The sequence below is a fragment of the Sulfurospirillum sp. 1612 genome (genome assembly GCF_036556685.1).
Taxonomy (GTDB): domain Bacteria; phylum Campylobacterota; class Campylobacteria; order Campylobacterales; family Sulfurospirillaceae; genus JAADIZ01.
On record NZ_CP140614.1, the window covers coordinates 2,275,673 to 2,288,869 of the forward strand.

At 38.1% G+C, this 13,197-nt stretch carries 12 protein-coding genes; 3 read left to right on the forward strand and 9 right to left on the reverse strand.

Going from position 1 to position 13,197, the window contains the following annotated elements; genetic code table 11:
- The 8 genes from pelF to SFB89_RS11475 all read right to left on the reverse strand — a co-directional run bounded on the left by pelF (nt 1) and on the right by SFB89_RS11475 (nt 8,409).
- Nucleotides 1–1,509, reverse strand: a complete 1,509-nt coding sequence (pelF, locus tag SFB89_RS11440) for a GT4 family glycosyltransferase PelF (RefSeq protein ID WP_331774821.1) — start codon at nt 1,507–1,509, stop codon at nt 1–3.
- Nucleotides 1,502–2,455, reverse strand: a complete 954-nt coding sequence (locus SFB89_RS11445; RefSeq protein WP_331774822.1) for a tetratricopeptide repeat protein — start codon at nt 2,453–2,455, stop codon at nt 1,502–1,504. Before SFB89_RS11445 ends, pelF begins: the two co-directional genes overlap by 8 nt.
- Complete coding sequence (locus tag SFB89_RS11450) at nt 2,445–3,734, reverse strand: PelD GGDEF domain-containing protein (protein WP_331774823.1); 1,290 nt, start codon at nt 3,732–3,734, stop codon at nt 2,445–2,447. Before SFB89_RS11450 ends, SFB89_RS11445 begins: the two co-directional genes overlap by 11 nt.
- Before the next feature lie 10 nt (nt 3,735–3,744).
- Complete coding sequence (locus SFB89_RS11455; RefSeq protein ID WP_331774824.1) at nt 3,745–4,266, reverse strand: hypothetical protein; 522 nt, start codon at nt 4,264–4,266, stop codon at nt 3,745–3,747.
- Nucleotides 4,267–4,413: 147 nt separating this feature from the next.
- On the reverse strand, nt 4,414–5,706 hold the full coding sequence (locus tag SFB89_RS11460; RefSeq protein ID WP_331774825.1) for a tellurium resistance protein TerC: 1,293 nt from the start codon (nt 5,704–5,706) through the stop codon (nt 4,414–4,416).
- Between the two features lie 105 nt (nt 5,707–5,811).
- Nucleotides 5,812–7,047: an ArsS family sensor histidine kinase gene (locus SFB89_RS11465; protein ID WP_331774826.1), complete on the reverse strand. Its 1,236-nt coding sequence runs from the start codon at nt 7,045–7,047 to the stop codon at nt 5,812–5,814.
- Complete coding sequence (locus SFB89_RS11470) at nt 7,040–7,711, reverse strand: response regulator transcription factor (RefSeq protein WP_331774827.1); 672 nt, start codon at nt 7,709–7,711, stop codon at nt 7,040–7,042. The genes SFB89_RS11465 and SFB89_RS11470 overlap by 8 nt, the downstream gene beginning before the upstream one ends.
- 74 nt (nt 7,712–7,785) lie before the next feature.
- Nucleotides 7,786–8,409, reverse strand: a complete 624-nt coding sequence (locus tag SFB89_RS11475; RefSeq protein ID WP_331774828.1) for an EF-hand domain-containing protein — start codon at nt 8,407–8,409, stop codon at nt 7,786–7,788.
- Nucleotides 8,410–8,620: 211 nt separating this feature from the next.
- Between SFB89_RS11475 and SFB89_RS11480 the strand changes: the two genes are divergently transcribed.
- The 3 genes from SFB89_RS11480 to SFB89_RS11490 are packed head-to-tail and all read left to right on the forward strand — an operon-like array spanning nt 8,621 to nt 11,411.
- Nucleotides 8,621–9,607, forward strand: a complete 987-nt coding sequence (locus SFB89_RS11480; RefSeq protein WP_331774829.1) for an ABC transporter substrate-binding protein — start codon at nt 8,621–8,623, stop codon at nt 9,605–9,607.
- Nucleotides 9,604–10,623, forward strand: a complete 1,020-nt coding sequence (locus SFB89_RS11485) for a FecCD family ABC transporter permease (RefSeq protein WP_331774830.1) — start codon at nt 9,604–9,606, stop codon at nt 10,621–10,623. The genes SFB89_RS11480 and SFB89_RS11485 overlap by 4 nt, the downstream gene beginning before the upstream one ends.
- On the forward strand, nt 10,623–11,411 hold the full coding sequence (locus SFB89_RS11490; protein ID WP_331774831.1) for an ABC transporter ATP-binding protein: 789 nt from the start codon (nt 10,623–10,625) through the stop codon (nt 11,409–11,411). The genes SFB89_RS11485 and SFB89_RS11490 overlap by 1 nt, the downstream gene beginning before the upstream one ends.
- Here the strand turns inward: SFB89_RS11490 and SFB89_RS11495 are convergent.
- On the reverse strand, nt 11,408–13,171 hold the full coding sequence (locus tag SFB89_RS11495; protein WP_331774832.1) for a nitrate- and nitrite sensing domain-containing protein: 1,764 nt from the start codon (nt 13,169–13,171) through the stop codon (nt 11,408–11,410). The genes SFB89_RS11490 and SFB89_RS11495 overlap by 4 nt on opposite strands.
- Nucleotides 13,172–13,197 lie beyond the last annotated feature (26 nt).

Genomic DNA, 13,197 nt, shown 5'->3' on the forward strand with positions numbered 1-13,197 from the left:
TTATGTTTCCTTCATCATATCGTGATAGATTGCATCATACTTATCTAAAAATATCTCTTTGCGATAGTACTTTTCAACCCTTTTTAATGCGACAGCACGTGCTTTCTTCCATGCATCTTCATCAGATAAAAAATGAATATATTGCTCTGCCAATTCACTAGGATTCGCAATCACACTCAGCGCTCCAGCAGATCCCAAAGCGATATCTTCATCATCAAGACCCCCTTCGATTAAATCTTTGCAACTGCCCACATCCGTCGCGACACAAGGAATACCCGCAGCAAAACCTTCTAAAATCACCAAAGGCATCCCCTCACTAATGGATGTGAGTGTCAGAAGTTTGGTTTTGGGCAAAATCTCAGTGATGCTTTTAAAGCCTAAAAATCTGACGTGTTTTTGTAAATTTAAGGATTCTACCATCTTGACACACTCATCTGCATACTCTACATCTTCATCCATCGGTCCAACAATCCATGCTTCTGCCTCTTTGATTGTATTCACAACAATACGTATGGCACGGATAAAGGTTTTGATATCTTTGATTGAGACTACCCGACCAATCAAGGTAATAACCGGGGCACACGGTGCGTCTTCTGGTCGCATAATAGCATGCAGAGCATCAACATCGACGCCATTGGGAATCACTCTTGTTTTGTTAGGTTTCGCACCAAACGCCACCTGGATTTTCTGTGCGCCTGGGTACAAGGACAAAATAAGATTGGCACGTTCGTATGAAAAATACCCTATCTTTTCAAAAAATTTCACCCACATGGACTTGATATAGTTAAGTTCTTCTGGCTGTTTCAATAAAGACGGCTTTTTATAATCAATCCATTGCGCGGTGAGCATATCGATTTTCCGCTCTCTTGTATAAATCCCGTGTTCTGTGAGAACAAAAGGCTTCTTGAAACTGTGTGCCGCTAAGCCTCCAAGAAAACCAGCAAAACCGGTCGAGGGAGCATGAAACACCTTCACAGAAGGAAAATTAGCAGCAATTTCGGCTAACACCCAAATCGAACGGTTTGAATTTTTCAGTGTCCAAAAATAGTCGATAAAAGGGATATTAGGACAATGTTTCATATAGTGTTTGTTGATAAATTGCCACGATTGTCTCGAATACAAAAAATCCTCAAACGGTACTTGATTGATATAAAAATCGATATCTCGCATCGCAGGAGGCAAATCACTTTGTGAATGTTCAAATGACTCATGTAAGGCGGATATTGCTTTAAAGGCTTCTTTATTCCCCTCTCGTTTCTCTGGACTAAAAGCGTGTTCCTCCGCAATATAATGAACTTCAAGATGCACAAGATTGTCTGGTAATTCATATTTGATCCCATCATAATCATCTGCGCGAGAACCAATAAAACAGATACCAAATTGAATATGCGTCAATCCTTCGAGTATTTGGGCAATCCAAGATGAGACACCCCCTCGAATATAAGGATACGTCCCCTCCGCGAGCAACATCACATCTACATGCTTTGCTTGTCGTATATACTTAGTCATGATGTTTTGCCGTCCATTGTTCAAAAATCGAATTTAAACTCAAATTCAATTTTAAATCTTCTGTGTTAGAGAGAAGGGATTTGACTAAAAAATACCGTTTGGAATTAAAATACATTTCTGACAAATAGGGAATAACAAACTTAAAATACTCATAATTACTCTCAATAATAAACACAAACTCTGTCGTCGCTTCATCATATCTTTTTTGCAACATATGAATGCGTCCTAACAACAAGTGAGCAGACAAATCATAAGGCGTCACTTCTAATACCTCATCCAAATAGTGATACACTTGTCGAACATAATAATCTTCCAAGGCATCATCAGAGAGGTTATAGTAGATGATTTCCCAATACGTTTCGGCCAACTCTTTGGCTAGGGCTGCTTTTTTTGTCCGATTTTTTTCCATTTTATAGTCGCCTAAAAGACCATGAATCACCTCTTGTAGTGATTTTTCCATCTTATTGATAATAGCAAAACTATAGAGACGGATTTCATCGTTTTGATTCGAAAAGTTTTGTTTGATAATGCTAATGTTTTTATTGCTTATATTTTCTGAGATAAAGGCCAAACCATCCATTTTCTTCTCTAAACCAATACTGTCATTAATCATAAGATCAGACATAGACCCCTCACCAAATGAGCGATTTATCGTAATAAACGTATCTTCAAACTCATCCATATTAATCATATGTGCCGATTTGATTTCATGAGGATAATCCACACATCGCATATGATAAACAATCCAAATCGAAAATACAAATCCGACAATAGGGACGACGATATGAAAGAGGAAAAAGAATAGAAAAACGATTTTCTTCTGTTCTGGGAAGCGCTTCTCTAAGCCTTTAGCTACCAGAATAGATACTAATAGATTGAGGACAATATACGCCGTACATAATAATGCAAGATGCTGGTATCCAAATACTAATATATCATTTTGCATGTTCTAATCTTAAGAATTTATCCATCAGTTCAATCTGTGACATATCAAAAGTGAGTTGCTCAAAATCATCCGCATCAATATCATCAAATCGTGTCAAAAGTCGCTTCATAAACCCTTCGATCATATCTTTATTGGCGAAAGGAAATATCATGACAATTTTATAATATTGCGGTCCCTTCACAGCCGTTACCTTATCGAGTGATCGCAACAATCTGCAAATCATCGAATACAATCGCTCTCCCATGAGGGCATCATCGGTTTTGATAACAAGGGCGCTAGAATTGACCTGATAGCGCTCTTGCATCTGTATCAAACGCGCACATTCTAATCGGAAACTTAAATCCTCGATTATCTCTAAATCCGTAAAACCATCCAGTTCATCTTGAATCCGGATTTGCGAAAAGAAATAGTCAAACATGATAGAAATAGCAATCAAATTCTCTTTGTTAAAAGACATAAATGGCATCTTTTCTATCAGTAACATTCCCTCTATTTTATCTTGATATACGGTTGGAATGGCAGCGATATACTGACTTTGCGTTTTGGCATGGTCACTGATATAAACCGGTCTTTTTGATTCCAGACTCATTTTCACAAGGGGATCTTGCAAATTGAGGTGCCCCTGCTCTTGCGTGCCTTCTGATTGTGCCACCACCTGCAAAGTCTTATCGGTTCTACTTTTATACAGTAATGTCGCGATGTTGATTTGAAAGGTATTTTCTATGAGGCTGAGAAATTCTTTAAAATAGCGATCTTCATTCTGGCTCATCTGCTTGATGTATCGGATCGAGTTACGCAAACTCATCGGCTTAAATACATAGTTTTTTTCTAATTGATCGTGTGAGATTTTAAGAGCATAAAAGGACTTGCTAAGCTCTAATAGTTTGGTTTCTTGATAATCCGAACTGATTTTATATTTTCTGATTTTTTTATTCCAAAAATAGTAAAATTCGCCACAAATCAGAGTAATAATCATACCCATCAAAAACTGGACATAATAAAATTCAGGATAAAAATACCACATACAAACGGCAAAGAGGCCAATGAGCAAGAGCCCCCCTTCTAAGCCATGGAACAGTGTGACGACAATCAAAAGAATGGTCATATATGACACTTCTGAATTGAGCATACAAATATCATGAGGATCAATCAAATACCCAATGGCCACATATAATAAAAATATCGCAATCGTTTCAAAGATAGGATATTGAGATATTCTATTAAATAAATTATCGTTTAAAGACTCATGATCAACGCGTCTTTTTTTATTTTTTTTCATAAAGCAAAGCTTATGGTTTCAACATCTGTTCAAGTAAATTTTGAGCGGTAGTACCAATCGAATCATTTCCCCATCGACTATCAGCACCTGTTGCGCTCCATACCACGGCTAACGTTTTTGCATCATAAAGGGTACATTGAAAACTCACAGCGGGCTCGCCGTCGATTCCCGTTTTATAGCGCCATTCACTCACACCGCCACGGAAAAAATAATCTGAACCATCTTGCTGTGCGATTTGTGCAGCTTTTTGTAAACTCAAATGCGTCGCATCAAAATGCTCAACAACATGATATCCTTTGGAGATCAACATCCCTTCGATGATATTGGTGACACGCATACCTGCTTCTGGAGTATCAGTATAATTATGTAAGACAAAAAGTGAAATTTTTGCATTTTTTGTTGGGAGATTGGCCTGCTGTGAGGTGATAACACTAGAGGGCATCTGATTTTTTACTACGATTGCTTTTGTTCCACATCCTGCTATCAATAGTAGCAATGATGCAAAACCGATGGTTTGAATAAACTTGTTCATAATCTCTCCTAATTATTATTAGAATTGATTATATTAGATTGTTTCTTAAAAATCACTTGGGATTGATAAAAAAAGTGATATTGTGAAACATTATCAAAAATGAATGCAATATTTTAGGGATTTGTAACATTGTAGGCTTTACCTATATCATGATACATGTAAATATTTTGATATGAGAAAGAGACAAAACGTATAGGCAATGTACATTTTCAACGTATAAAAGATATTGAGCTTAAAGATTCGACTGCCCTCTAAATTATATCGTGATATTAGTGTCAAATTCACGCCGCTAAAAGGTGACGTGGAGACAGAAGTCGACCATGCCATCAAAACGACGGCGGCTAAGAGCGTATTGTTGACATCTGCAAACAAATTGCCAATGGTCGCGATGGTGATAATCGGATGCACCCCGATAAACGACAGGATGATAAATCCAGCAAGTAGCATCGATGCTTCCATCCACTCAAAATTTTCAAATGGCATACGCAGATGCAATCCCGCGAGTATTGAACCTGCTGAGACTCCGAACATACCAGCTATCAAAAAGAGCGACAATTCAGACTTCATATTGGGCAACTCATGCACAACATGATGCCAAAGCGCACGCTGAGCTGAAATCTCACCTTTTTTTATTAGCAAAACGCATAACACTAAGATAATAGAAAAAACCGGAATCAAGATAATAATCTTAATATGTGGGAAAAAGTGATTGGCAACCAAGACTAACAGCGCCAAAGCAAAAGGCAAATAAAGAGAATCATACGACATAGGATATCCCAAAAAGGTTTCAATTTTGAGTTTTGGGTCTTTTATAACTTCTCGATACGTCAACAAAAATCCCACCAACGCCAAAAAAATCCCTATCACTAAAATCACCGGTGTTTTTACATGAGGCGCATACGTAATCATCGCAGCAAATGCCACAAAAAATGGTGACCACAACGCATCTGAAGCAAAAGAACGGGTGAGCATGATAATCTGCGAATCTGAAAGTGGTGATTTTTTATATAATTTATCTCCCACTAAAATGATTGAAGACATATTGATAACCGAGCCAAATAGATGCAAACTCACATAAGTCTTCATAAAAGAGGTAATACCTTTTGGAAGGTTATGAGAAAAATCTTTTTTAGGATTGGTAATCAGCCGCAAAAATCCCACGCCAATTAGCAGTGTCAGCATGTATTGATTGACTGTGAACACTCTAAAAAAATCTATCGTGAAATCATTATAATACGAGATTGAAAAGTTGATAACGCTCAGCAATAAAAAAATATTTAACATTTTCTTCTTTTTCAATGATGAGAAAAGTATAATCATAGCAATCCATGCTAAAATACCCGCATATATGAGATATTGTGGGTTAAGAAAATATGCCGTAATACTTAAAAGAAAAGAGATACCAATAAAAAATCCTGCTAATTGCGATGCCTTGTACATGTAAATTGCCTAAAAAGTAGATTCTGTTCTATATATTTTATAAGAGACATATTATATCCTAATTGCATTTATGTTAATTTTAAAATAAATACTAACCAGAAAAGTTTATTTCAAATCACCAAGGCGAAACATGAAACAATTCTGTTGATTTTGATATTCATATTCCAAGGTGCCCCCATGCTTTTTTAAGATGGCATTGACAATATAAAGTCCCAATCCCAAGCCTGATGTTGCGCCTTCTGTTTCTCGGTTAAAGGGTTTGGAAAAATCCAATTTTTGAGCCTCTAGTGCCTTGGCAAAACTGCAGATTTTAATATGCGTAGCACTAATATGTATCAAAACATCAGCCTGTGAATATTTGAGCGCATTATCAAGAAGATTTTTAAAAGCCGTCGAAAAGAGTTCAAAATCTACCGTAATGAGAGGGGCTTGTGCGATTCCGAGTATTTTAATCCGGGAGGTATCACACATCAAAAGATCGCGAGCATGATCTAAAATATCCACCAACCGATACTCTTGCTTTTTTAATTTCCACTCATTTGAGTTTAATTTTTCTATTTTTACCATTTCAGAAAGCAGCCGTTCCAATCGGACAAAGGCTTGTTGCAGTTGTTGTTTTTTCTTGGATTCTTCAAGCGAATTTGACACAATTTTGCCCATCATGATAGGCGTTTTTAATTCGTGTAAAATATTGCGCAAGAAAAAGGTTCGCGCCTCTTTTAAAAGATGGATTTTTTCCATAGCCTGATTAAATTCATGGGCAATATCTCCCAACTCATCGGCACTATTTAAGACAATCGGATTAAAATGATTCGTCTCTTCGATGCGCATAATCGCTTGTTTTAAGTTTTTGAGATTCAAAAGTTTGTTTAGTACCACCCAAAAGAAAAGCAACATCAAAACATTGATAAGTCCGCTTAAAATTATAAATCGTCCATAAGAAAATTGTTCCATGTCTTCTAAAATCAATGGATTTTGGAATGTTCGAAGATGCAAAACATCCCCATTGATAGGAGGTCTTGGCGGTGGTTTTGGTATAAAAAAGAGTTTCCCTTTATAGCGCATCATATCAGAAAATTGACTTTGAATTATCATTTCCCCCTCTTTTTGAAGCACCGATTTAGACATATGACTGGTTTTGATTTTGAGCTTTGTTTCTTGGTCTAATGTCTCTTTGGTATTATCATGTATCAATTTCATGGCCATTTCAAAACGTTGCAATGCAAAATATTGCCACTCTTTTTTTTGTCGCTGGTGTTCAAAATATAAAGCCGTATTAATCAGAGCTAACATAAAAATAAAAAACCCTGAAATCAGTGCGACAATCGATAGCTTAGGCATTGACAAACTTATATCCAATACCACGTACGGAGATAATAAATCGAGGGTTTTTAGGATCGTCTCCAATTTTTTGTCGAATTCTACCGATAATCACATCAATACTTTTAAAACTACTTTCGTATTTGATAGAGCCAATATTGAGCAGTAGCTCTTCTCGAGAGATCACCATTTCCTCTTTTTTCAACATGTAGGCGATAATATCATATTCTGCATGTGTTAATCTCAAATTTTGATCTCCTTTTTTGATCACATGCTTGGCTTCATCTAATAAAAAAATGGCTTTATTGGGAACGTCTGTTGCTTCGCTACGCCGCATGATTGCTTTTAGGCGAAAGACTAACTCCCTAGGGTCATAAGGCTTAGGCAGAAAATCATCTGCGCCTCTTAAAAATCCCATCTCTTTATCACTAATATCAGAGCGTGCTGAGGAGATGATAATCGGTAAATTCGGTATGGATTCTCGCACCACCCGACAAATCTCCAATCCATCAATCTGAGGTAAAGAGAGATCAAGCACCAAAGCATCAAAAGTCTCATCCTGAAGGGCCATCAATCCATCAAGCGGTTTGAGTGCGATACGCACCTGAAGGCCTTCTTCTTTGAGTGCTTGTGCTAATAATTGCGCCAATTCCGCATCATCTTCTATCAATAATATTTTTATCATGAGCTCTATTATATCAAAGCCTTAATAAAGATAAGACAACGCGCCACGTTTTGCCTAGAGCGTGGCGAGTTATGCTAGGCACTAAGATTGAGTGCCGATGTGGTCGTGACATCCTCAGTAGCATACTGAGAAATAACGTGACCTAAGAGCGATTGCATAAAGTCTCCGTTTTGGGGCTTTGCATTGTTGCTCACACTACTCTCTTGCATGGATTGTTGGTATGCTAATGCTTCTTCCAATGATACCGTTCCATCATTGTTGGTATCTGCTGCATCATAGATCGTTGTCTCACTATCACTTGATGAAGTCGTACCAATAGCACTCAACGCATCATCCTCTTCACTCTTTCCACCACTACTTGAGGAAGGAGGTGGAGGAGGTGGAGGCATACCACCGGTTGCACCGGCTTGTTGGTTCATGATTCCTTCGATTGAACTCGCAAGTTCATCGACATTAATATTGCCATCTTGATTCGTATCGAGAGATGAAAAGGCGGTCTCGATACTCGATGTATCACTGGCATCAGAAAGCGCAAGTGCTGCATCACTAAACTCTGCAACATCAATGCCACCACTAGAATCACTGTCCATAGAAGAAAGCAAATCGTTTGCAAACTTGGTACTCAAAGAACTACTACTATTACTAAAAATAGAGTTTGACATCGTTGTCGGGTAGCTTGAGCTAGAAGTTACATTCATATTGGCCTCCTTTATTTTTTTGGGAATAACCCATTGACTATGCTAGCACACAAGGAGTAAACAATCGGTAACAATTTAGAAAAAATTTATCATGATAGCAATCATATTTTGTGCCAATTTTATATAAGAAATAGAAAAAATAACCTTCTTTTAAAATAGCCTTGATATAATCTGCCTTATTAATATTATAGAATAATATAATGGAGTTTTGATGAAAATCTGGATGATTTGTTTTTTACTGATTGGTGCGACAAGTTTTGCAAAGCCTATCGACAGAGTGGTAGCCATCGGTCCTGGAGCATTGCGACTTTTAGTCTATATGCAAGTGCACGATAAAATTGTGGGTGTCGAAAAAATTGAAACAAAATCGATAAATTTTTCTGAATACCGCAGTATTTTAGGACAAAAGCGCATCGCATCACTGCCTATTATCGGCTCAGGCGGTGCGGGTAAACTGCCCAATCCAGAGATGCTCATCAGGCTCAAACCCGATGTCATCATCGCTTCTTTTATCGACAAAAAACAACGTCAGCTCATATCTCAACAAACGCACATCCCGATTGTCGCCATCAGTTACGGGGCAGGATATGGTGGCACGCAGGATAAACTCGATGCCATCAAACAATCCTTGAGAAAACTAGGAGAAGTTTTTCACAAAGAGAAAAGAGCGAAAATGTTGATTGATTTTATGACCCAACAAGAAAAAGAACTCGCCGCCTTTCATCTGAAAAATCAGGATTTGTATATCGGAGGCATTGGTTTTAAAGGCGCACATGGCATCACAAGCAGTGAGCGACATTACCCTCCATTTGAGCTTTTAGGTATCCAAAACACCCTCTCTAAAAATGCCAAAATCAACCATATTATTATTCATGAAGAGGACCTCATCAGAAAAAATCCTCCGTTGATATTTTTAGACTTGTTTGGCAAAAAAATCCTATTAGAAAATTTTAATAATAAAAAAACACTCTATCAATCACTCACCGCATATCAAAACAAAAAAATCTTTTGGCTTTTGCCTTATAATTTTTACAATACCAATATCGCAAATATCTATATTAATAGTTGGATTATCCTCTCAAAATTGGGCTTTGACATCGATGTTAAAGCGAAAATGAGTGACATCTATCATGCATTTTATGGCAAAGATTATGCTAAATTATTGCCCTCAAGATATCCGATTATGGAATTTCGATGAGACAGACCCAACATCTCAAAAAACGGATTCAAAAACGCATTATCGGCTTTGTCGCGCTCTTATTTTTGTTATTGTTTTTCTTACTCATCAACCTCTTAACTGGTTCTAATGGCATTAATTTTCACGATCTCAATATCTTGTTTGATAGCCAAAACAATCTTTTTATCACCCAACTCAGACTCCCAAGAGCACTCGGAGCCATTCTAGCAGGGGCTCTCTTAGCCCTGAGCGGGGCCATCATGCAAGGCGCGCTCAAAAATCAGCTGGCCTCTCCCTTTACGCTTGGTATCTCGCAAGCTGCGGCCTTTGGCTCCTCTTTTGCCATCATTGTCTTGCAAGCTTATTCTAGTGATAATACCACTATCTCGACACTCAGTGTGGGATTTTGCGCCTTTTTGGCGAGTATGCTCTGCATGCTTTTCATCGTCTTATTATCGCGTGTCTCTTCGCTTTCTCCCAATGCGATGGTTTTAGCAGGGGTGGCGCTGGGGTCTTTATTTCATTCTATGACGATGTTTTTGCAATATTTTGCCGATGATATGGAAGCATCCGCAACACTGTTTTGGACCTTTGGAGAACTAGGGAAAGTGACCTGGAATCATATTATCATGATGGGGATTGTCTTTGTGCCTGTGTATGTTTATTTTGCTTTTTCACATTGGAAAATGGACGCTCTGAGTTTCGGTGATGATAGCGCGATGACTCGCGGTGTGCATGTCACAAGGTTTCGATTTGGTGCATTATTGCTCTCCTCTTTGCTTAGTGCGGTTGCGGTGTCATTTTTGGGGATTATCGGTTTTGTGGGTCTGGTCGCCCCTCACATCACCAGGATGATTTTTGGCGCCAATCACTTTTCTATCCTTGTATTTTCATCATTCATCGGTGCTATTTTGCTCCTCAGTGCGGATTTTGTTTCAAAAATCATCTTGATGCCTATCATCTTGCCGATTGGCATTCTCACCTCTTTTATGGGAGTACCGATGTTTCTTTATCTCTTATTACGAAAGGGGCGTTGATGTCACTCAAAGTCCAAAATATTTCCTATCAGCTCAAATCACGCTTGCTCTTAGATGCGCTCTCTTTTGAAGCACATGAGGGTGAGATGAAAGTCATCATCGGCCCCAATGGTGCGGGGAAAACGACGCTCTTGAAGATTGTATCGCGAATATTAAAACAACAACAAGGCCATCTGTATCTTAATGAACAATCCATCGATGACTTCTCTCCTAGAGACATCTCAAAAATCCTCTCTTATATGCCACAATTTAGTGAATTTCCCTCGATGCGTGTTTTAGAGGTTTTGGAGTTGGGAAGATATACGAGCGCCAAAGGAAGGATTAAAAAAGAGGATCGGATGTTGATTGAGCAAATGATTGCCGATTTATCGCTTGAGAAAGTTTTGGACAAAAATATCGCCACCCTCAGTGGCGGGGAGCGCCAAAAAGTTTTACTCGCGGCCTCACTCATACAAGAGCCAAAAATTTTGATACTGGATGAACCTATATCAAGTTTGGACCCTAAAAATCAACTGGAAGTTTTGAAAATTATCAAAAAAATGACAAAAGAGCGCCATATCATCACCCTCATTGTGCTTCATGATATCCAACATGCTTTACACTATGGTGATGCTTTGTTGATGCTCAAACAAGGGCGTGTGTTTAAAGAAATCCGAACACACGAGATAGAAGCAGCCCATCTCAATCAACTTTTTGAAGTGGAATCCAAATTATTTAAAGAGGAACATCATACCTTTATCTACTACACGCATTCACACGAAAATCACGACAAATGGCACACCCATTAAGATGCAGCAAACAGTAAGATTTCAAACTCCGCCCCTTCTTCTCTATTTTTCGCATGTATCATGCCCAACATATTGCGTTCGATGATGAGTTTGGACATATACAAGCCCAAACCCGTCCCTTGTTGCTCTTCTTTGCTTGAGATATAAATATCAAAAATCGAATCTAGCATCTCTTCTTTGATACCCCCACCGCTATCTCTGATACGAATCGATAAATCACTCATCTTCCGCTCAATAAGAACTGAAATTTCTTTTTTTGATGTGGGATCACTTTTGAGCTTTTCTTCGATAGCCTCGCGTGCATTATTGATAAGATTAATCACCACTTGCTTGAACTCACCCTCATAACCATCGACGTCAAAACAATGTGCGAGGTCATGTTTGGCTTCATCACATCGCGTTTTGACCGTGACACTAATATCATGAGCTTCTAATTGTTTGCCGATTATCTTCAGGGCATCTTCTATGGCTTTTTGTGCATCAAAAACCTTTTTTTGTTTATCTGGCTTAAAAAAATCACGAAAATCATTGATAGTTTGTGACATATAATCAAGATGCTCCAAAACCTCTTTATTGAGTGTTTTTAACTCATCTTTTTGTAAAAGACCCGCATCATATTTGAATTCTATCTCTTGGGCTAAAACGCCGATGGCATTCAGTGGTTGCCGCCATTGGTGGGCTATGGCACCTATCATCTCACCCATGGCAGACATTTTAGATTGTTGCAAGAGGACTTTTTGCTGGTCTCTATTTTCTATATAAAGCGTTTTGGAAACATAATAAATAATGAGTAACATGAGAATAATCATAGCCATATTCAAAACAAAAATCGTGATAAGATTGTGACGTATTTTGGCATCATGATTTTTAATATGCGTCATGATTGTGGTAATCAAATAGGCATCAACTTGCTCTAAAATATCAATTTTTTTAGAAATCAAACGAAACCACTCAGCAGAATTTACTGTAAAAATATCAGAATCTTTACCTTGAATCAAAAGATGCTCTATCTCCGTCAATTGTTTAGAGGGTACGGATGTAGCAATATTCTCATAATAATCAAGGACTTCTTGATCAGCATGCGTCAAAAAGAAAGTCAATGATACATCTTTTTGTGCCAAGATCTTGATTAATTTGACGCGCATCCCAGGAGAAAATCTCTTATTTTCAAACGTGTTAGTCCCGATAGCCCGCTCAATGCCAATATCCTCTTGCACATGCAAAAAGCTCACATACACCATCAAGGTACGTGCAATCCACACATCTTGGGAATACTTAGAAAATGTAGAGATCATATTGATATTCCTCATGATAATCTTACTATAAATCTCTAGCTGCGTTTTAGCAGAGATATCCAGCGTATCAGTGATGGCGCGCACATCTTTGAGCTCTTGAAGCAAGGAGGAGATTCCATAAATCTTTTGCGTACCAGCATGATGATTGAAATCTTCTAAAAGTTTTTGTACCGATTTGTATTGTGCATCTACTAACGTGCGCTGTGTCGCCAATCGCTGCACAAATGTTTTACCTTTTGAACCAAGATACCCAGCAGAAAGACCGCGTTCTATTTGAAGTTCGTGCACCAATTTGCCAATATGTGGGGCAATCATGAGGACACGCTCGACCTCACGCAGATTTTTATTGTGGGTATAGACTGCATAGAATTTTTGGGCGCTCATATATAAAATAATAACAGCAGGAGGAATGATAAGTAGCAATAATTTACTGATAAAATGAAATCGGGCAAGATAATTTCGCATATACTATTTCCTTGTTGATTGATGGA